The following is a 21,263-nucleotide window of genomic DNA, read 5'->3' as shown; positions in this document are numbered from 1 at the left end:
TCCCGGGCGGCGGCGTTGACAACCGACCGCCCGGAAAACAGCCTGCTTGTTGTGAACTTCCGCTGCCTCTTTCTGGCCCTGCTGCTTTCTCCCGTCCTGTCCTCCGCTGCCCCGGCCCTGCGTGTCTTGCCGTGGGATGCGGAGATCGCCGCCCGCAAGTTCGCCCTCGTGAGTGGCGAAAGCGCGGTCGAGATCAAGGACCTCCATCCGTCCAAGCGGAGCCCCTTCTTCCGAGTGAAGGGCGACGGCCCCGTCTTCGTGCGGGCCCTCGACAAGCAGGGTGCCGATGGCAAGCCGGCCCAGCACGCCTGCACCATCGCCGAAACCATCAAGCATCCCCTGCTGGTGCTGCTGCCCGACCCGAAGGATCCCACTGGCATCCGCGCGGTGGTCTTCGATGACAATCCCGCCGGTTTCCGCTGGGGCAGCTACCGCTTCCTCAATGCCACGCCCAAGGAGCTGGAAGTCCAGCTTGAGAAGAAGGCCATCCGCGTGCCGCCGGGTTGGAAGCCCGTCGATCTCGATCTCGGTGGCGCGAACCGTGGCTTCAGCGCCGCCTTCGCCTTTCCGGGAGGCTTGGCCAAGCCGCTCTACTCGGCCGTCTGGGAATACGACAAGGAGACCCGCACGCTTTGCTTCCTCGTTCCCGGCACTGATCCCCGCCTCGGCCCGGTGGGCGTGAAGGCCGTGCCCGAGGACCGCAAGACCATGGAGCTGGATCTTCCCAAGGAAGAACCCGGCACGGCCAAGCAGCCATAAGAGGCCCCGGCACCGAGCCCTTCCGGTGCCTCGCGGACGTTGATCATTTTTCCCCACCGCTTGGCGGCATCCGGTCAATTCCTTGCGTAATTGGCCCATTTCCATCCATAGGGTTGAACCGGACCTTTCAGCGGCGTTTGATACGGACGCCATGAGCGCAGCTCCCGTCCGACACGCCGAACTCCTTGCCTGGGTCGAGGAAATGACCCTCCTCTGCCAGCCCGACACCGTAGAATGGTGCGATGGCTCGCAGGAAGAATGGGAGCGGCTGTGCCAGCTCCTCGTCGAGAAGGGCACCTTCACCCGGCTCAACCCGGCCAAGCGCCCGAACTCCTTCCTCGCCCGCTCCACGCCATCGGACGTCGCCCGCGTGGAAGACCGCACCTTCATCTGCACCCGCCGCAGGGACCTCGCCGGCCCGACCAATCACTGGATGGAGCCGTCGGAAATGAAGACCCTGCTCAAGGGCAAGTTCACCGGCTCCATGAAGGGACGTACGATGTACGTCGTACCTTTCTGCATGGGCCCGCTCGATTCGCCGCTCGCCAAGATCGGCGTGCAGGTAACCGATAGCGCCTACGTCGCGGTGAATACCCGCATCATGGCCCACATGGGCCAGAAGGTGCTCGACCGGCTGGAGGCCGAGGCAAACGGCGAGATTCCCGCCAAGCGCGACGGCCATGGCCGCTTTATCCCCTGCCTCCACTCGATCGGCGCGCCGCTCGCACCCGGCCAGGCCGATGTCCCGTGGCCATGCGATGAGGACAAGTACATCGTCCACTTCCCCGAGAGCCGCGAGATCTGGTCCTACGGCTCCGGCTACGGCGGCAATGCCCTGTTAGGCAAGAAGTGCCTCGCCCTGCGTATCGCCAGCAACATTGCCCGCGAGCACAACTGGATGGCGGAGCACATGCTGATCCTCGGCCTCGAATCGCCACAGGGCGAGAAGACCTACCTCACCGCCGCCTTCCCCTCCGCCTGCGGCAAGACCAACCTCGCCATGCTGGTACCACCGAAGACCTATTCGGACGCCGGCTGGAAGACCACCATCGTCGGCGATGACATCGCCTGGCTGTGGCCCCATCAGGATGGCCGCCTGCACGCGATCAATCCGGAGACCGGCTACTTCGGCGTCGCCCCCGGCACCTCCTACGACACCAATCCGATCGCGATGGAGTCGATGAAGGAGAACACCATCTTCACCAACGTTGCTCTAACAGATGATGGAGACGTCTGGTGGGAAGGCCTCACCAAGGAAGCCCCGGCCCACCTCATCGACTGGCAGGGCCAGGACTGGACCCCCGGTTGCGGCCGTCCCGCGGCGCACGCGAATGCCCGCTTCACCGCCCCGGCCAACCAGTGCCCGACCATCGACCCCCAGTGGCAGAATCCGGAAGGAGTGCCGATTTCCGCGATCGTCTTCGGCGGTCGCCGGCCGAATACCATGCCGCTGGTCTATCAGGCCTTCAATTGGTCGCACGGCGTCTATGTCGGCGCGACCATGGGCTCGGAAGTCACCGCCGCCGCCATCGGCCTCAAGGCCGGCGTCCGCCGCGACCCCTTCGCGATGCTCCCCTTCATCGGCTACAACATGGCCGACTACTTCCACCACTGGCTCGACATGCGCCGCAAGGTCAACCACCTGCCGCGCTTCTTCCACGTGAACTGGTTCCGCAAGGACGCCGACGGCAAGTTCCTCTGGCCCGGCTTCGGCGAGAACATGCGCGTGCTCGAGTGGATCGTAAACCGCTGCCGCGGCCGCATCCCCGGACACGAGACCCAGATCGGCTGGACACCGGACTGGGAAGACTTCCACACCGAAGGCCTCAACGGCTTCGACGAAGCCAAATTTGACCAGTGCATGGCCTTCGACGCCGACGAGTGGAAAGCCGAGATCCTCAGCCAGGGCGAACTCTTCCTGAAACTCTACGACTACCTGCCAAAGGAAATCGTCTTCCAGCGCGAGCTCTTGGCGGCGCGGTTGAGTTGATCCAGATTCGACCCCTCCTTCGTCAGGAGAGCGTCGCTCTTGTCCGCCTCAGTGACGACCCGCTTTCGATCTCCCGTCATGTCGCCGAAGCTGCACGACGAGAAGAACGACGGCGATGACCACGAGTGCCCCTCCGCCGATCCATCCCATCTTGGAACCGGCAGACACCTCGTCAGTCGACCGGGCGGAAGGATTGGCCACTTGAGGCGGCTTCGCGCTGCCTTCATCCGGTGTCGTGGGGGGCGGCTCCGGGGTGTCGGGCGGGGCGGCATCGGGCGCTCCTGCATCTGCCGCTTGCAATCGCTTTTCGATGGAGGCGATCGCCTGTAACACGGTGGTGTAGCTATCATCGGAAAGTCCATCCGGTGGCTTCAAGTCCTCTGCAAGCGTTCGCAGGGGAACCAACGATCGTTCCGTTCCGATTTGGGCTAAGGCTCGCGCTGCGCCTAGCCGAGCGTGAAGCTCTGGACGTAACAAATAAGTGATGCCAAGATCCTCATGCTCCTTCGAGGGATAGTTATTAAGGACCTGCAACCCGGCGTATGCGTAAGAGATTTGAAGACGGTCCAAGGCCGTCGCATTCTGAAGCGTTATCAAGGGCCTGAGGATCTCGGTCAATTCCACGTCGGTCAAATCAGCTCTTAGCTGAAGAGCGGAAAGTGCCCTCCCTAACGCTTGAACGTTCTTGTCGACCTCAAACGCACGACGGAGCATCGCCAGAAGATCAGACTTGATGTCGGGCCGTGACGCGACCTCCTTTTGCCAAGCCAAATACTCCTTCTCGCTCAGATACTCAGCGCCTTTGGCTACCAATAATTCGACGTCCCCACGTGGGGCCGATACTTCGGGCTCACCGCGGCATGTCGGGTGAGCTATAAGAAAAGCGATAGCTGCAAATCCGGTCGCAAGGCAGCGCATCATTGGGCCAAGGGTTTCGCTCTCATAGATTCACATGGTCGTAGGTAAGCCCCTTCGTCTCAAAACTGGAGCGCAGCCAACCCAATCGGAGCACCCGGATCAAGCCAGTCTTCTTAAAATGCGGTAAACTGCCCAATTCAACTCGCAAGCCGGGCCGGCGGTGAGGTGGAGCTGTCAGGCTCCGTCCAGAACGAATCCAGCGGGGGCGGGGACAATGGGAGAAGCCATCCGCCGATCAATGAATTCCCGGCCACCGGGCGGCTATCGGCATCTCTCCAATTCCGATTCATTCCTGCCCTGCTTGGCCCGACTCATCCTCCGAACGAACAGCATCCCGCCGATGAGAAGAACCCCGGTCATCGCAACCAAGGCAATGAGCCAATCCCCCTTTTCGTGAACCGGGACACGTGCACCGTCCGCGGGAATCACCACACCCAGCCCTATCAGGAGTTTCCTCATCCGTTCTTTGAAAGCGATCTATTTGAGAACCTCCTCATTGGAAAACTGGATCGACCCGTTGGACGAATCTCTTTCCACCAGCACATCAAGAGCTAAACGCCTTGGCACGCTGAAGATAATTTCACAATCCGACTAGAGATCCGAATCAACGATCAATTATCTCAAGCCGATGCCAATCAGGATCAATACCCAGCCCTGACGCGTATTCTCCGAATCTCACTGATGGGAGCGACAGATCGGGAGTTGCCCCCTCCCAAATCGCCTCACACTCCTGACATACAACACAAACCTTTGAATCCAAGTCCAGCAAGCGCACTAACAGAAGCCCTCCCTGCCCACAACGCGGACACATCCGATCAAATGAACTTTGCATTCTTCGTTTAAAGTTGAACAAAACTGGAGTTCGGTCCCCGCATTCTAACATTCTTCCCAGCTTTTTGGATTGTTTGGTAGCGCAAGGGGCAGGGCATGACGGGCGCGGCCAATACTATCGGAGCATCTGGATAAAGCCTGAATGGGCAGGCCATCCGCCGGCCAATCAGCCACAGCACTTTCAGCGGCGTCTTCACCTCTGACCTAATCTCCTCAAGGCGACTCAATCTTGCATCGTTCTGTGAAAAATTTTCAAGGAGTAAGGAAATCTTCTCTCACCCGGACCTGTTTCCCTTCCCGAGCTCTCGATCGATTTTTGCGCACGACGAATCGTCGAAACCGGAGTTGGAATCAGGGAATGACGATCGTTCGTATTCTCCTCCTCCTCGGGATGTCCTTCTCCGTGCGGCTAGTGGCCGAACCGATGAAGGTAAAGCTCGATCCCACCGCGAAACAGGGCACTTGGGACGGCTGGGGGGCCTCGCTGTGCTGGTGGGCGGCGGTGTTTGGGGACCGCACGGATCTGGCGGATGCGATGTTCACTACTCAGGCGGTGCGGGTGGAAGGTGAGCTGTTGCCGGGGCTGGGGCTGACCATTGCGCGCTATAACGCGGGTGCCTGCGGGTGGCGGAAGATCGGCGAGCGCGAGATGAAGAAGTCGAAGATCATCCTGCCCTACCGGCAGATGCAGGGCTTCTGGCTGGATGACCGCAGCAGCGACCCGGCGTCGGGCAGTTGGGATTGGTCGGTCGATGCGAAGCAGCGAAACATGCTGGCGCTGGCAAAGGACCGGGGCGTCACCCATTTCGAACTCTTTTCGAATTCCCCGATGTGGTGGATGACCCGCATCGACAATCCCTCCGGCGCCCCGAAGCCTACCGACGACAACCTGTCCCCCGCTCACGAGCGGAATTTTGCCATCTATCTTGCGGCCGTCGCCCGCCACGCGAAAGATGACTGGGGCATCTCCTTCACCACGGTCTCCCCATTCAATGAGCCGGTGTCGGACTGGTGGTTCGCCGATTGCAAACAGGAGGGCTGCCACGTCTCGCCGGGACAACAGGCCCGGGTGATGCCCCTGCTCCGCGAGGAATTGGACAAGCGAGGCCTGGAAAAGCTGCCGATCGCGGCCTCGGAAGAGACCTACTACGATCATGCGATTTCCACGTGGGAGAGCTTTGACGAGAAGACGCGCGCCCTGATCGGACAGGTGAATGTCCACGGCTACCAGGAGGCGAAGGGGGACCGGGGAAAGCTGCACCAAGTCGTGCACGTGCAGGGCGGCAAGCGCCTGTGGAACTCCGAGTATGGCGATGGTGATCCCTCCGGCCTGAACATGGCGCGGAACCTCCACCGCGACATGGCGACGCTGAAGCCAACCTCATGGTCTTACTGGCAACCCATCGATGGCGGCGGCTGGGGCCTGATCCCCGCCGACATGCAGCGCGGGCGTCTGCGCCGGGTGAATCCGAAGTGGCACGTGCTCGCCCACTACACCCGCAACATCGTGCCCGGCTCCACAATACTGACGACCGCCGAGGAAGCGGTGGTGGCCGCGTTTGAAGAAAAGCGCGGTCGTCTGACCCTGGTGTTCCTGAACGACGGGGATGCCGAACGGGAGTGGAAGATTGATCTCTCGCGCTTCAAAGGCGAGGCACTGACCGCCACCGGATGGATCACCGAGCCGCGGGAACGGAGCCGTTATAAGGTCTTGGAAAAGATCGCGCTCAAAGGAAAGCAATTGGATCTCCGCCAGCCGATGAAGTCCGTGCAGACAGTGGTGATCAACGGGGTGAGCTGATAGAACATCGGTGACATGCAAGGCCCGGTTCCGGTGTCGCGCTGCGACACGTTCCCCTGCCCGCTACGCGGTCAGCCCGCAATGCGGGCGCGTCCCTTGAGCCCCGGTCACGGACCGATCAGCTTCATCAGCTCGGCCGCGGTCGGAATGACCACGCCTTGGAGCGAGGACGCAGGGCGCTCGACCAACTTGAACTTCTCCGGCAGGGTGCCGGCCTTGTTCTTGCAAGCGGTGGTGTAGACCACGATCTCAAAGGGCTTGATGACGACTTCCTCATCCGGCTTCGCGGGTGGCGGGGACTCGACGAAGGTGCATTTCTCGAAGATGCAATCACGAGTCAGGTAGAGGAAGCTGACCGGAATGGTGCAGCCGGTGAAGCGGCAGTTCACAAACCGCAGCCACTTGTGATTAAGGTAGTCGGCGGGCTGCTTCTTGCGGAAAATCATGTGCGGCATCTCCACGTCCTCGAAGACCGTGTTCTCGGCGCGGAAGCCGTGATCCACCACATTGATCGACTTGGCCGAGAAGGTGCCGCCACGGACGATGCAATCCTTGAAGTAGAATTTCCCCGCCTGCTCCGAGCCATACCAGACGCCGCCCTTGTCGAACCGGCATTTCTCGAGAAGACAGCGGGTGAAATAGGCGTGGCAGGAGAGATCGGTGAAAAAGCGGACATCCTGGTAGCGGCTCTTCTCGGTTACGAAGTTCCCGGCGGAAACCTCGACGTAGCCGCTGTCGCCACCGTCCCAGTGGCTGCCGGGCGTCACGATGACCACCGGCCAGGATTGCTTAGCACGGTCGCCGATGATGATGCCCTGCCGGATCTTCTGCTTGGCCGCCGGAATGGTCAGACCTTCGAGCCAACGGTCCTTGTTGGCAAAGGGGTTGTCCTTCACCGCCGGCTTCTCGGCGGGAAGAGTAACGGCTTCCAGCCCCTTCAAAGCGGTCTTCTGGACGGCACGCGGATCTTCCTGAAAGCCGACCTCCGCTCCGCCGCCGAACTCGAGCAACAACTGCTCACCCTGCTTCCGCAGCGCCAGCGCATCATCCACCTTGCCGGCCTTCGTCAAGACAGCCTCCTGCTCGCGCAGGCTCTTGCGGATCTGTTCGACCGCCTTCGCCTTGGCCGAGGTGATGCCGGTATCGATGCCATCGATCGACTTGCGATACTTGTCGCGCAGTTCCACCAGCGCCTTGTCCGCGTAGGCGGTGGTGTTGCCTGACTTGAGAACCTCCGCCCGCTCCTCGCGGGTATGGACCACGCCATCGAGATCGCCAGCGCTGGTGAGCTTCTTCTCCAGCGCCTCCAGAGCCACGGCGTACTTCTTCGCAAGCTCCTGCTTCTTGAAAGTGGCGTCGGTATCGGCGTTCTCGATCGTCGTTTGCCCCGCCTTGCGGATGTCTGCGATCGGATCGCCGGCAGAGGACAGGGTCAGGGCCACCAGCAGTGGAATCACCATCCCACCGGCCCGGCCGGGGCGCAGCAGGTCCGCCAATCTTCTCATCTGGTGCTCCGATTTCATGACAGCAACGTTTACGGGCGAGATATCCTTTTCTCATCACCCGCCTCAATTAATGACCGGAAAGACCACTGTAAAGCAAGCGAACGGATCGGCGTGGCGGGCAAATGCCGTGCCCGGGACGCCGTGAACTCATCCGCCATCGCAAACCCCGGGGTTGATCGTCCGGCGTGACGTCGTATTCTCCGCGTCGCCGCATGGAAAACGAGCTGACCGCCATCATCGCCACTGAGATCCTCGACACCGACCAGGCGCTCACGCCCCAGAGCGACCTTTTCGCCGCCGGGCTGGATTCGATGGGCATCATGCAACTCCTGCTGGCCATCGAGGACCGCTTCGGCGTGGTGATTGATCCCGCCGACCTGTCGCGCGACAATTTCTCCACCGCGGAAAAGATCGCCGCCCTCGTCGCCGAGAAAAAGGAGGCCGCTTCCCGCTGAATGCCGGCGCCCCTCCACCCCCTGCCGCCGCTGGCCGCCACCTGCAGCGATGGCTTCCTGCACGGCCTTGAAAGCCTGATGCGTCGCAGCGGCCAAGGCCATCATCTGGCGGCCACCGTCATCGAATGCGAAGGAGCGCCTGATCTCGATGCCCTGCGAAATGCGGCGGACGTGCTGGGTCATCGCTACCCCGTTCTCCACTCCCGTATCTCCCGCGGCGGCGATTTCATCGCCCGCTGGGGGCTCGATGAAGCAGTGCCCGCCGCCATTCCGCTCGAGGTCCACGAACTTTCCAAAGGCGGCCTCCACGACTTGATCGGACGACTGCTGAACGCCCGCGACCCCGACATCCGCGCGCCGGGTGCGAATCTCCGCTTCCACATCGTGATCACCTCGCCCTCCACGTGGGCGCTGGTGCTGGTGTGGAGCCATTCGCTGCACGATGCCGTGGGCATCGACAAGCTGCTGCTGGAAATCGCCGCGCCGGGTGACGACCGCACGCCCCGCAGCGGCGGGCTGGACTCCCCCACCCCGGCGGAGCCGATGTCGGCGCTCTACCAGCGGGCACTCCCGGCGATCCAGGAAATGCGGACCTTTCCCCAATGGCGGATCCGTTCGCTACACCGCAAGGGTGTGCGGCCCGGAGAAAGCCGCGTGAGCGTCGTCAACTTCGACCGCGAGGCCACCGCCGCCATCCGCACGAAGATGGCCGCCACCGCCGGCGAGCTACTACTTCTACCGTACTTCGCGACCATCGCCTCACGGGCCGTGCAGGCGGTCATCGCCGCGCGCCACCCCGACGAGCAAGTGCCGGTACTACTTTCGCTGCCGGTCCAGCGCCAGGCCGACCGGCCGCTGTTCCAGAATCACATGTCGGTCTACACCCTGCTGCTGACCGCGGAAGATCTCGCCGAGCTCAAGCCCGCGACCCGCGTACTCTACCGCAAGTATGCCGACTTCATGCGTCGCAAGCTGCCCGGCGCGATGGACGCGCTGATGCGGATGATGGAGCGCTGCCCCTCCCGCTTCTACAACCTCCCCACCTTCGTGTATCTGAAGGGAGAGCTGTGCACGCTCTTCCACTCCCATACCGGCGGCTTCGCCCCGGGCCTAACAGACATGCACGGCAGCCGGGTGACCAATGGCTACCACGTTCCCTCGGTGAGTTCGCCGCCGGGGATCGGGATCTTCTTCTCCGAGTTCAATGGTCAGCTCTCGATGACGCTATCGTGGAAGGACGGCTGCCTTTCGTCCGCAGAGCTGGAGCTGCTGAAACAAACCCTTTCCGAAGACCTCGGAGCGCCCGTGCCGTGAACCTGATTGAGGAAATCGCCCGCCGCCATGATCCGGCCACGCTGGCTGTCGTCAGCGGCGACCGCCGTGTGACCTACGGGGACCTCTTCCGCCATGCTCGGGAAATCGCCGCCTTGATTCCGGACATCGGCCGCATCGCCCGCGTCGGCCTGCAATGCCCGAATGGCGTGTCCTACATCGTGCTCTCGATGGGCGTGCTGCTGGCCGGCGCTTGCTTGGTGCCGCTCGCCGAAGAACTCACCGACACCGAACGCGCCGAGATTGCCGCGACCACCGCGCTCGACTTCATCCTCGCGGCTGATGAGCTGCCGTGGCACGGCCCGGAAGAATCGCTGCTCTCCTCCGAAAGCGACGGCACGCCGTGGAAGCTCCACCGTTGTGCCGGTCTAACACCCGCCTTCCCCGAGGAGGGCTTCCAAGCGCTCAATCCCGCGTTCATTCGCTTCAGCTCCGGCACCACCGGCACCAGCAAGGGCGTGGTGCTTTCCCACGAGACGCTGCTCGCCCGCATCACCGCGGCGAATGAAGGCCTGCAGATCGGACCGCAAGACCGCGTGCTGTGGATGCTGCCGATGGCGCACCACTTCGCGGTGTCGATCGTGCTCTACCTGCACTTCGGCGCGACCACGGTGTTGGAGCACTCCGCGATGCGCGAGGACATCCTGGCCACCGCGGAGAAGCACACGGCCACGGTGATCTATGGCTCGCCTTTCCACTTCGCGATGTTGTCCGGCGACAAGCGCGGCTTCATGTGGCCCTCGTTGCGGCTCGCGGTCGCCACCGCCGCCGCCTTGCCGGAAGTAACCGCCCGGGCCTTCGAGCAACGCTTCGGCAAGCCACTGCACCAGGGCCTCGGTATCATCGAGGTCGGCCTTTCCGTGATCAATCTGGACGCAGCCAGTGAAAAGCCGGGCTCGCTCGGCAAGCCCATGCCCGCCTACGAGGTCGAGTTGCGCGACGATGAATTCCACGTGCGCGGCCCCGGCCTGTTAGATGCTTACCTCGTACCCTGGAATCCCTCGCCACTCGACGATGGCTGGTTCGCCAGCGGCGACCTCGTCCGCCGCGATGAAGACGGCCACCTGTTCCTGATGGGCCGCAAGAAGTCGGTCATCAACGTGGCCGGCATGAAGGTCTTCCCGGAGGAAGTGGAGCGCGTGCTCAACGAGCATCCCGCCGTGACCCGCAGCCGCGTCCTCGGCCGCGAGCATTCGCAGATGGGCCAAGTCCCGGTCGCCGAGATCATCCCCGCCGACCCCTCGCTGCCGCCGAAGCCAATCGAACTCCAGCGCCACTGCAAGGCCGTCCTATCCGCCTACAAGGTGCCGATGGTGTTCAAGATGGTCGACTCCCTGCCCCTTACGGCATCCGGCAAATTGAAGCGCGTCACCAGCGACGGCTAACCCCGGGAGCGCCGGTCTTCAGACCGGCCCGAACGGTCCCTCGCTGCTGATGAAAAGTGGTGCACGCGGCAGCACCGGACCGCTTCGCATCCCATTCACCTCCGCCCGAGTGGTCGGAGACCCGGACTGCGCACAACCCTGCTGCCGCTCAAAGCCAGCAGCCCTGCTGCGGGGAAGCACGGGGTGCTTACCTCTCAGGTTTACGGGCTCCCCATCGAGTGTTCCCCCAGAGGTAGCATGAGAAAGGCAGCGGAGACGTCACCGCGCTCCTAGACCTGAGGACCGGCATCCAAGGACCATTCAAGCCGGTCTGAAGACCGGCGCTCCCGGGTCTAACGGCGCTTCCGGCACACCCCTCTCAAGGATCCGCATAGCTGCTGCTCGCCCGCGAAGCGCTCGCCCACTGCTTGGTCCCGTCCCGGCCAACCACTTCCACCGCATCGATCTCGTTCCATCCGGCAACCCGGCTGGTATCCATATACACCTTCACCGACTGCGCGCGGACATTTCCCTCCACGGGAAAGGCGGAGGAAACCAGCTCATCGGCCGCCGAAGGGTCCATGGTCCCCTCCCACACCGTGGCCTCGCGGCCATTGGGAAGCACGGCGACCACCTTGCGGATCGCGCCCGGATTGTGGCTCTCTACCACATTGATCTGTTGGAGATCAACCGGCCGCTCGTAGTCGAGCTGCAGCCATTCCTCGCCGCCATCGGGAGCTTTTGACGCCCACGCCGATGGGATGTCGCCGGGCTGGTGGGTGTCGGGCTCACCGGCCGCCTGCTCGTGCCCCCAGCGCCGCTTGTCCCCGCCGGTCCAGTGCTCGATGGCCTGCGCCGCCACGAGAGGGGTGAAATCCCCCCATCCGGTGGGTGCGGGCCGAGGCGGGGCTGCGGCCCGTTCCGGGGAACCGGTCTCGCCTTCTCCAGCGCGTCCAGTTGCTGTTTCATGACGGCGGCCTCGGCGCGGGCTTGGGCAAGTTCCGCGTGCAGGCCGGGTGCCTCCACCGGATCGGCCTCCGGCTCTGGCTCCGACTCTGGCACCGGGATCTGAGGGACGGCGGACTTTGGGAGCTCGGTAACGGAACGCCGCACCGGCACGGCTGCCGCCTCGGCAGCCGCGAGCTGTCGCTCCAATATTACCACGCGCCCGCTGAGCCAGGCCACGAGCAGGCCGGTTCCGATCGCCATGGCCACAAGTCGCTTGTTCATGGGAGCAGCAGGGATTGAATGAATATCCGCCCACCGGGATCCGGGGGCGCTTCACGATTTGACACGTCCAGCGGTCGATCCTTAGACCTCCGGCGAAGATTTTACCAGTCCGCTCGCGAGGTGACCCGCTGAGAAGCCCCGGAATACCGGGAAAAGGAAGCGATTCAGGTGCCACTTTTGCCTTGCCAACCCGGGGTCGCCCCCTAGTTTCGCCGCCCCATGCCACGCGTCTCAGGAAAAGCAAAGACTCGAAAGGCTGTTGCCAAGCGTTTCAAGGTGACAGGAACCGGTAAGGTTCTGCGCCGGAAGCAAGGCGCCCGGCACTTGCTCCAATGCAAGAGCCGCAAGCGCAAACGGAATCTCACTCATTCCGCCCTTGTCTCCGATGCCGACATCAAGAACGTGAAGGAAAACCTTCCGTTCTCTCGCTGAAGCAACAAACCGCGCCCCCGTCCGCGCCTCGGACGGCCTCCATCGCAGCCTGACCCGCAAGGGTACCACCGGACAAGCGAGACTGCGGGAGGAAAGAATAACCAACGGCCTGTCCGACCCAGAAACAGAAAATGCCACGCGCCACCAATAGCCCGGCTTCCCGCGCCCGTCGTAAGCGCGTCCTGCTGCGTGCCAAGGGCTTCCGCGGATTCCGCTCGAAGCTCTTCCGCTACGCCAAGGACGCGGTTCGTAAGGCAATGACCTACGAATACCGCGACCGCAAGAAGCGCAAGGGCCAGTTCCGCCGCTTGTGGATCCAGCGCATCAGCGCTGCCGTCCGCAACGAAGGCCTGACCTACTCGCGCTTCATCGAAGGCCTCGTAGCCGCTGGGATCGAAGCTGACCGCAAGATCCTCGCCGACCTCGCAGTCAAGGACGCAGCCGCGTTCTCCGCGATCGTCGCCCAGGCCAAGGCCGCCCTCGACAAGAAGGCGACCGCCGCTGCCTGAGTTTAAAACAACTCATTCCAAAACGCCGCCCGGCCCCGTGCCGTGCGGCGTTTTTGTTGTTACCGTGGCCTCGCCGTAGGCGCGGTGGTGACACCGCGCAAGCACCCCCTGAAGCGGACTCTGCCGCCTGCTTCCCACGTTCTCGCCAGCCTGTTACAAAACCCGCCGACAGTCGATCCGCCGGTCATCTTCCCCGGAGGGGAAGCAGCGAGTAGCCGGGGGTTGAGCGAGGCACGAGCGACACCCCCGGATCCACGACGACGTTGATGGGAACCCCGGATGGGGTTCAAGCCGGGTACGAACAACGGACACGGCCGCCACACCTGTCCTCGTTCCCTAGCTGAAGGGGATATTATACGCCGCGGTGCGCTTCCGGCCCGGCTGGAATCCCCTCCGGGATTCCTCCCGCGTTCCTTTGGGTCCGGTGGTCTTCGCCGCTGCGCGGATACGACCACCGGCTACTCGCTGGGATCCCTCCCGGATCCTGGACCGGGAACTCCGGGATCATTGGACCAGATCCTCGAGAGGCTTGCGGCAGATTGCCCGGATCGAGCCCGCAAGGAACCTCAGCACAACCGCACCATGTCCTTCACAAACTGGCCCCACAGGAACATCAGGCCGCGGAAGGAGTACTCGAAATGCCCGTCCCCGGTCGCGCGGATGATCCCGGCCTCGAGGTTGTGGCGGATCTGGAATTTCATCTCGTCCTCGATCGCGTGCTCGATCTCGTCCGGGTCCGGCATCAGCAACGAATCGACCGGGACCTTCACCCGCTTCAGGAACTCATTGTGATCGCGCAGGATCTGGTGAAAGCAGTTCCGCTCGCAGGGCACGTGGTTCCAGCGCATCTGCGGCGGGCATTTCAGGGTCGGCGAGAAGGGAAAGTTGGTCGTCCGCCAGATCCGCCCGGATTCGTCGCGGGAGGTCACCGAGATGAAGGCGAAGGCGACATCGCCCTGCTCGCACAGGCAGACGGCGCTCACGGCCCGCTCCTCCGGATGCCAAAAGAGGCGGAAGAATTGCTTCATCCCGCCCCATTCCCAGCCGCAATCATCCACATGCTCGAAGCCCGCGTCCTCCATCGCCCCGGCGGCTTCCACCGCGTTCGGAAAGAACGCCGGGTCCGGCACCTCGCGGCTGCGCAGGCGGTTCTCCAGCGGCAGGCGCATCCGGCGGATCCGGGTCAGCAGCTCCACCCATGGCAGGAAAAACCACAGCGCCACGCCCGCAAACCCCCACCAAAGGCAGTCTGTCAGGTAGTAGGCCGCCATGAAACTGGCCCCCAGGAAGACCAATGCGCCGAGCTTGCGCCATGTCGCACGCCGCGCCGATCGCAGGCCGATGGCGAGGACAAAGAGGCCGAGAACGATGAGGCAGGAACGCATGAATGGGTGACGGGAGGGCGGAAACCAAGCGTCCCGCGCCGCTACGTCAAGGATGACATCGCGGGCTGCGTGATTGCCGACTCGAACTTGTCCGCGTGATCACGACGACTGTCCAGCGATTCGTGGGTCTCAAAAGGGGCACGCCGGAATCCCGGCCGAAGGCATCCACCCCTCCTCCGCCCGCCCGAACCGGGTCCCCCGGCGGGTACAGGAAGTGGCCCCGGCGGGAGCATCTCCGCCGGGGCCACCCCGTATTCAATCCATGCAGTCAGCCTGAAAGCATCAGGGATTTCCAGTCACATCCATCCGGAAGAACTTCTTGCCGCTGGCGTCGATGGTCAGGCGCCAGACGTAATACATCGCGTCGTTGGTCACGCCGGGGGTAAGTCGGCCGTCACCGCGGTCCTGAATAACGCCAGCCGCGTTGAGCATCTTCACGTCGGACGACTGGAAGTCGTTGTCATTGGCGACGAAGAGGAAGAAGTCATTGGGCTGCTCGGTGGAGAGGTCCGGAGCCAGCGCCATGCCTTCGATCTTCTCGTTCAGCGTGTTGGAGTTCGCAGGGATGGTCGTGTTCAGGCCGAATTTCGCGAGGTCGTCCGGCTGGAGCATGTTGATGACCTCCGCCGTGGCGGCGGCGGTCACACTGGAGTCGAGCACACCGGCCGGGCTGACCGCTTGGCCGACTCCGTCGAACAGGCCGCGGATGTTGGTGGCCGAGGCGAAGTCGACGAGCTGCACCGATTTGAACAGGATCGGCGGGGAGTTCAGCTTGCCGAGACCGTTGCCATCGCGCGGCAGCATCAGGAAGGAATTCGGCCCGAGGGCAACGATCTCCGACTGGGCGGCGGTGCCGTCGAGGGCGGAACCGTCGCTATTGAGGTCGATCTGCGGCAGGCGGACGATGTATTCGCCCACCAGCTCCGGATTCTCACGCTTCGCCCCGACGATGTCGTAGACGAACAGGCGGGCGTGGTTGCGAGTTTGCTGAGCACCACCGTTGGTGTCCTGGACCGTGGCGCTCTGCAGCAGGGCGAAGAGGCGGGTGCCGTCGGGAGTGACCGACATGCCCTCGATGCCCTGGTTGTTGCGGCGACCGTTGTCTGGTGCGCCGAGCGAATTGAAGTTCGGCGCGCCGGTCTTGTGCGGCTGGGCCGCGCCCGGGAGCTGGGTCAGGCCGGTGATCTTCTTTGTCGCATCGAAGCGGGCGATGTAGGTGCCGTATTCATCCGAGACGAAGCCGGAGCCGTCAGGGAAGAGATGGACCGCTTCCGCGTCGAAACTCAGCAGGCTTTCCTGATTGCCGCCAAGACCGTTGGCTGCGGTGGCCAGACCGACGGTCTGCCCGAACAGCGTGCCGGTACGGGCACCGATTGTGGGGCCGACGTTGTCGGGATTGAGTCCGGTGGTGAACTTCGTCTTCGAGCCATCCTCAACATCCACGTAGGTGAACTTGGTCGATACGTTGTTATAAACGGGCTGGACCTGTCCCTGAGCGGTCGCCGTGGTGCCGTAGTACGGGGTGAAGGTGAAGTCCACCTCGTGGATACGCGCCGCGTAGTTCGAGCTGCCGTCGCCGTAGCCACGGTCGGGGAGCACCTGGAACTTCCCGGTGAACTGGCCGGCGTTGTAGGCCCAACCGGTGATGAAGAGGCCGGAGGCGGCCCCCTGCGTCTCACCGAACACGTCCACGTTCTCACCACTCAGGCGACCGACGCCGACGAGGCCTTCGTTCACCACGCGCACACCGCCGAGCGAGGCACCGACCGGGTCCGAGGTATTCGGAGTCAGGTAGCCCGCCGAAGGGCTCGGTGCGGACGGGCCGGTGCCGGGCAGGCTGTAGGTGACGGCGGTTTCGGTGCCGTTCACCACCGCACCGGCCGGAACGTAGTCGAGTCCGGAGAGGGCCGGGACCCAAGTGGCGAGATCACCGGAAACCTCCAGCGAGCCGATCATGCCACCGGCATTGGTGAGACGGGTGAAATCGAGCTCCAGGGCACCGCCGTTGGAAACGAGCTGCGGCGTGTTGCCGGTGTCGCTCCCGTTGTTGGGGCTCTGGTTAAAGAAGTACTCCACACCGTCGGTGAGGCCGTCGGAATCGGAATCCGCGCCGAGACCGAACGAGGAGTAGCCATTGGCGGAGAGCCACGTGGCGAACGCCAGCGGTCCACCGCTCACTACCGAGCCGGGCGAGCCGACTTCGATCGCGCTGTTCGCGGCGTTGAAGGCTCCGTTCACACTTGGGAACGCCTTGAGCGTCACTGCCGCGGCATCCACCTTGGCGGTGTTATCGAAGGTGCCGAACGGTGCGGCGGAAGGCGAAACCCCGAAGGTCACCTTCGCGCGGCGCACGTTGTTACTGTCGAACAGGTTCACCGCGTCGCCGCTGGTGCCGAGTCCGTCGCCATTGTGGCTGCCGATCTGGAGACCGGCCGGCGGATTCGCGCCGAACCAGTTGTTCAGGAAGGCCGTGCGGGCGGAGGCAAGGTTGGTGGTCTGGATGTAGATCACCGACTCGCCGGGAGCGATCGAGGAAATGCCAGCCAGCGCGGAGGCACCCGACGAGGATTCCGAGACATCGTCGAACTTCCAACCGGTCATGTCCTTCGGACGGGCACCGGTATTGGTGACTTCGAACCAATCCGCTTGGATCGGGCTATTGCCGCTACTCCAGGGAGCCACTTCGGTGATGCGCAGGACGGCTGGGGCAGAGTAGCCCGGCGAGCCGACTTCCGCCGAGTTCGGGGCCAGGAAGGCGCCGTTCACACCCACCGAGCTCAGCAGCGAGACCGCGACGTTGTCCGCAGCGACCGTGTTGTCGAAGGTTTGGTAAGGCGAGACCGCGTCGGAGACTCCGAAGGTAAGCTTGGCCTGCAGGACGCCGGTGGCATTGAACAAGTTCACCGCGTCACCGCTGGCTCCTGATCCGAGGCCGATGCCTCCCCCTGTGACGCATCCGATCTGGAAGCCGGAAGGTGCGGTGCCATTGAACCAGGTGTTGATGAAAGTGGTGGCAAGCGCGGGAAGCTCGGCCTCCGTGACTTCCATGAGCAACACCACCGATTCGCCCGGGGCGATCGTGGTCACGCCGCCGATCGTTCCGGCGAGGGCGGAGGAGTTCGAGTTGTCATCCACTTTCCAGCCCGTGATGGTGACCGGATCTTCCGACGTGTTCGTCACTTCGAGCCAATCCTTGGCCACCGGGCTGTTGCTGCTCGCCCAAGGAACAACCTCGGTGATGAGCAGTCCGGAAACGACCGGAGTCTCGGGCTCCTGATCGGTCACCGTGAGCGTGAAGTTCGCGGTGGCATCCGGCGTGGTGCCCACCGAGCTGTCATCGACATTGACCGTGACGGCGTAGCTGGCCTTGGTCTCGAAATCGAGCGTTACACCCGCCTTGAGATACAAGGCAGTGCCGGTGATTTCGAAGGAGGCCGCATCGGCTCCCGTTAGGCTCAGCGCGTTCGTGCCGAGGCCATCGTCGGAGACCACGATGTCGCCCACCTTGACCGGTGAGGCGGTGTTGGCGTTTTCCTGAATGGAGGTGACCGCATTGTTCACAGCCACGGCGGTCGGGGCGGTGTTGGATAGTGTGGTGGTCGAGTAGACCCAGAGCTCCGGGAAGTTGATGTTACCGCCGCCGTTCTCGTTGACGATGTAGATGTTCCCCGCGCGGTCCATCGTGATGCCCTCGTGCTGCATGTCCGGAGGGCTGATCGTGTCGCCCGGGTCGGCGGTGATGTTCAGCGTGCTGCCGATCGTGCCGCTGCGGCTGATGGTGACGACCCGGGCATTCTCTTGGCCGAGCACCAGCAAGCTCGCTTCCTGCGGCTGGCCGGCCATCGACGGGATGTTGGTGAAGGCGAACACATCCGCCACGTCGGTCATGCCGAGCAGCGAGGTGTTGAAGAGATTGCTCGCCTCGTTTCCGCTCGTGGGAGGAGCGGTGGTGGCGGTGCCCGCGGTGAAGTCCACGCCGGTGCGGAAGACGCCGATCGGGGACTTCTCCTTGAGCGCGATGAAGTCGCTGGCCGGTGGATCCCAGCTCAGGCCTTCGGTGCCGGTATTGTCGTCAAACGGTCCGAGATCGACGGTCTGGGCATTCGCACGGGTGAGCGTGGTGCCGGGCACGTAGGTGAACTTTACCAGTTGCTGGTCGCGTTCCTCGCTGAAGACGAATTGGCCGCCGCCGACGTAGGTGATGCCTTCCGGATCGTAGAACGCGGTGCCCTGCGGAGCACCCGTTTGGAGGTCCAGCGACATCGTATCGATCAACTGGCCGGTCTTCGAAACCTGGGTGATGGAACGGCCGCCGTCGCAGGAGATGAACAGCGTGTCGGTGTCCCAGTTGTAAGCCACGCCGGACGCTTCCTGGCAGAGCAGGTTGTGGGCGGCAGTGCCGGCTGGCAGCGCGGTGCGGGTCGGCTCCGGCAGGCCGTGGCGGCCCGTGCGGACGTAGGTAGCGAGATTGACGCCCGTGGCGGCAGGGACGATGGAGACCGTCGCGACGCTGGTATCCACCGTGGTGACACCGTTGGTCAGGCGCGCCCAGTAGCTGGTGCTCGCGGCGAGGGCCGGGGTGACGAAGATGCGGGAATCCGTGCCGACCGGCGTGCTGGTATCACCGGCGTTTCCTTGATACCACTGGATGGTTGGCGCAGGCGAACCGATGGCATCCAGGAAGAGCGTCGTCACACCGCCGCTGACGATAGCGGTGCTGACCGGCTGCGTGGCGATGAAGACGTCATCCGCAAGGATGGTGCCAGTTCCCACTTCTTCACCGAGGGTCGTTGTGCCCGTTGTGTTGACGATGTTAGAGAGCGTGACGACCACCGTTTCATCCGGCTCGGAATCGGTGTCGCCATTCACGATGATGTTCACCGGCTGGCTATCCACACCACCGGCGGTGAAGTTCAAGGTGCCGGAAGCGAGGGTGTAATCAGCGCCGTCCGCGGTGCCGCCGGTGACCGTGTAGTCCACCGCGAAGGCGGAGGAGGTCTCCGTGCGGGTCACGTCCAGGGCGAGCGTGGAAGTGCCGGTATTACCTTCGGAAATCGAGGCGCTGGCGATGCTGACGAAACCAGTTCCTGCGACCGCGTTCGTGACTCCCGGCGAGCCGACGTCGCCGAAGCCCGCGATGGCACGGCTTCCGAAGCTCGTGCCATCGGCCACGGTATAGCGGGGCGAAACGATGCCCGACGTGGGAACCCAGATCATCGAACGGAGTTCCTCCACGGCTTCCACCGCTCCGTCGGGACTGGCGGAGTAGCCGGCGTGCTCGCCCTTCGAGTCCGTGCCATCGGCGCGGTCGAAGCCACCGGCGGCGTAACTGACGAAGAAGACCTGGTTGCCGCTGCTTTCGAAAAGCTTCACCCCGTCATTCTTGCCGAGACCCGGCGCGTTCGGGGTGTGGATAACTTTCACCGATTCCAACCCGCCCCAAACATCGCGGAAGGCGGTCGGATCGGCTGCGGTGAAAATGACCGATTCACCCGGTGCGAGCGTCGTGCCATTCGGCACTTTGTCGAGTGAGGCCGAATACGAGCCGGGGCTGTCGATCCAAGAGTAGCCGCTGATGTCGGCGCTGTTGGAGCCGACGTTGGTGAGTTCCCAGAAATCCTCCGGGCTGGCATCCTGGTCGGAGTGGATTTCCGTCAGCAGGAGTTGGTGAGGGAAGACGTCGCTGTCGTCCTGCACCGTCAGCGCCACCGTTGGGCTGGTGGCGTCCGTCGCGCTGGCGGTGATGGTTGCGGTCTTGTTAGCATCCGGGAACGTATCGTCCACCGCGGTGATCGGAAAGGTCGCGGAAGTCTGGTTCGCGAGGATCGTCACCGTCGCCGGCACGGTGGCCTCGGTCGTGTCGCTGGAGGAAAGATTCACCACCAGATCGCTCGTGGTGGCCACTGCACGGGTGACCGTGCCGGTCGAGGCTGGGTTGGCGGCGCTCTCGGAGAAGGACTCGGGCAGCGCGGAAACGCCCAGCGTGATGGTCGGTCCCGACCCACCGAATCCGCTGTAGCCCGGCGATCCCATGTCGGCAGCATTCGTGGCCGAAACGGTTGTGCCATTGGTGGAACCATCGGCAAAGGTGTAGCGAGGACTCGCAGCACCCGATGCAGGAATCCACACCGCGGCCTGGCTGGAGGTGCCACCGGCGGATGCCCCTGCGTGACCGCCCAGTGAAGCACCATTGTCGGCTTTCGTGAATCCTCCGGCCGCATACGAGAAGGTGATCACCGCCGCGCCAGTGCTGTCGAAGAGCTTGGCTCCATCGTTCCCCCCCAATCCGGGAGAGGCCGTGGCGGAGAACACCTTGGCACCCGCGGGCAGATACGCACCCCACCAGGTGCGGAAGGCGCTCTCGGCGACCTTCGTGAAAACGATCGACTCGCCTGCGGCAATCGTGGTGCCCGGAGCCAAGGCCCAGGCAGCAGCTCCCGCGAAGGTCCCGGAAGCCTCGCCATCGGTCCAGCGGTAGCCGCTGAGATCAACGCTGGCCGCGCCGACATTGGTGATTTCCCAGTAGTCCCCGGCACTCCCGTTGGAGTTGATCTCGGTGAGCAGCAACTGGGCGTGGAGGGCTGGCGAGCACACCGCGAACAAGCCGGTGAGTCCCGCAGGGAGAGAGCGTGTGAGTTTCATGGCAACGCTGAGCCGTTTAGCCCATCCAATCGCCGCGTCTTGCATGCTTGCGTGTCGAAGCCGCCACGTGGCAATACCGCCACATTCGCGACTGACAGCCGGGCGGCCGC

Annotated in this window: 14 protein-coding genes; 9 read left to right on the top strand and 5 right to left on the bottom strand. The window is 63.5% G+C overall.

Features of this window, described 5'->3' with window-relative positions; genetic code table 11:
* Positions 1-15: 15 nt before the first annotated feature.
* Both OKA05_RS17150 and OKA05_RS17145 read left to right on the top strand, forming a co-directional pair.
* On the top strand, positions 16-759 hold the full coding sequence (locus tag OKA05_RS17150; RefSeq protein ID WP_264488402.1) for a hypothetical protein: 744 nt from the start codon (positions 16-18) through the stop codon (positions 757-759).
* 151 nt (positions 760-910) lie between these two features.
* Positions 911-2,749: a phosphoenolpyruvate carboxykinase (GTP) gene (locus OKA05_RS17145; protein WP_264488401.1), complete on the top strand. Its 1,839-nt coding sequence runs from the start codon at positions 911-913 to the stop codon at positions 2,747-2,749.
* Positions 2,750-2,797: 48 nt separating this feature from the next.
* Here the strand turns inward: OKA05_RS17145 and OKA05_RS17140 are convergent, their stop codons facing one another.
* Entirely contained in the window at positions 2,798-3,670 is an 873-nt protein-coding gene (locus OKA05_RS17140) for a hypothetical protein (protein ID WP_264488400.1), read from the bottom strand.
* Positions 3,671-4,856: 1,186 nt separating this feature from the next.
* On the opposite strand from OKA05_RS17140, the gene OKA05_RS17135 reads away from it, so the two are divergent.
* Positions 4,857-6,299, top strand: a complete 1,443-nt coding sequence (locus tag OKA05_RS17135; protein ID WP_264488399.1) for a glycoside hydrolase — start codon at positions 4,857-4,859, stop codon at positions 6,297-6,299.
* Positions 6,300-6,406: 107 nt separating this feature from the next.
* On the opposite strand, the gene OKA05_RS17130 is transcribed toward OKA05_RS17135, so the two are convergent.
* Entirely contained in the window at positions 6,407-7,822 is a 1,416-nt protein-coding gene (locus tag OKA05_RS17130) for a hypothetical protein (RefSeq protein WP_264488398.1), read from the bottom strand.
* Between the two features lie 194 nt (positions 7,823-8,016).
* Here OKA05_RS17130 and OKA05_RS17125 point away from each other — a divergent pair, with 194 nt between their 5' ends.
* From OKA05_RS17125 to OKA05_RS17115, 3 genes are read left to right on the top strand one after another with little or no spacing between them, the layout of a single operon-like run.
* Entirely contained in the window at positions 8,017-8,259 is a 243-nt protein-coding gene (locus tag OKA05_RS17125) for a phosphopantetheine-binding protein (RefSeq protein ID WP_264488397.1), read from the top strand.
* The gene (locus OKA05_RS17120) at positions 8,260-9,573 is read left to right on the top strand and encodes a condensation domain-containing protein (protein WP_264488396.1); all 1,314 of its coding nucleotides are present in this window, start codon (positions 8,260-8,262) and stop codon (positions 9,571-9,573) included.
* Positions 9,570-10,976, top strand: coding sequence for a class I adenylate-forming enzyme family protein (locus tag OKA05_RS17115; RefSeq protein ID WP_264488395.1), 1,407 nt, complete (start codon positions 9,570-9,572; stop codon positions 10,974-10,976). The genes OKA05_RS17120 and OKA05_RS17115 overlap by 4 nt, the downstream gene beginning before the upstream one ends.
* Before the next feature lie 358 nt (positions 10,977-11,334).
* On the opposite strand, the gene OKA05_RS17110 is transcribed toward OKA05_RS17115, so the two are convergent.
* Positions 11,335-11,817 (bottom strand): hypothetical protein, encoded by a 483-nt coding sequence (locus tag OKA05_RS17110; protein WP_264488394.1) that lies wholly within the window; start codon positions 11,815-11,817, stop codon positions 11,335-11,337.
* A gap of 95 nt (positions 11,818-11,912) precedes the next feature.
* Between OKA05_RS17110 and OKA05_RS17105 the strand changes: the two genes are divergently transcribed.
* From OKA05_RS17105 to rplT, 3 genes are all read left to right on the top strand, one after another.
* Positions 11,913-12,203 (top strand): hypothetical protein, encoded by a 291-nt coding sequence (locus OKA05_RS17105; protein WP_264488393.1) that lies wholly within the window; start codon positions 11,913-11,915, stop codon positions 12,201-12,203.
* Positions 12,204-12,404: 201 nt separating this feature from the next.
* Complete coding sequence (gene rpmI, locus OKA05_RS17100) at positions 12,405-12,617, top strand: 50S ribosomal protein L35 (protein WP_264488392.1); 213 nt, start codon at positions 12,405-12,407, stop codon at positions 12,615-12,617.
* A 131-nt stretch (positions 12,618-12,748) separates the two neighbouring features.
* The gene (gene rplT, locus OKA05_RS17095) at positions 12,749-13,126 is read left to right on the top strand and encodes a 50S ribosomal protein L20 (RefSeq protein ID WP_264488391.1); all 378 of its coding nucleotides are present in this window, start codon (positions 12,749-12,751) and stop codon (positions 13,124-13,126) included.
* A gap of 566 nt (positions 13,127-13,692) precedes the next feature.
* Here rplT and OKA05_RS17090 read toward each other — a convergent pair.
* Both OKA05_RS17090 and OKA05_RS17085 read right to left on the bottom strand, forming a co-directional pair.
* Positions 13,693-14,511 carry a hypothetical protein gene (locus tag OKA05_RS17090; RefSeq protein WP_264488390.1) on the bottom strand — a complete coding sequence of 273 codons (819 nt, stop codon included), beginning with the start codon at positions 14,509-14,511 and terminating at the stop codon, positions 13,693-13,695.
* A gap of 282 nt (positions 14,512-14,793) precedes the next feature.
* Positions 14,794-21,153, bottom strand: a complete 6,360-nt coding sequence (locus OKA05_RS17085) for a lamin tail domain-containing protein (RefSeq protein ID WP_264488389.1) — start codon at positions 21,151-21,153, stop codon at positions 14,794-14,796.
* Positions 21,154-21,263: the final 110 nt, after the last annotated feature.

It is taken from the genome of Luteolibacter arcticus, assembly GCF_025950235.1.
Classification (GTDB): Bacteria; Verrucomicrobiota; Verrucomicrobiia; order Verrucomicrobiales; family Akkermansiaceae; genus Haloferula; species Haloferula arctica.
Note: the sequence above shows the minus strand (reverse complement) of the source record. Positions and strands in the feature narration are given on the sequence as shown.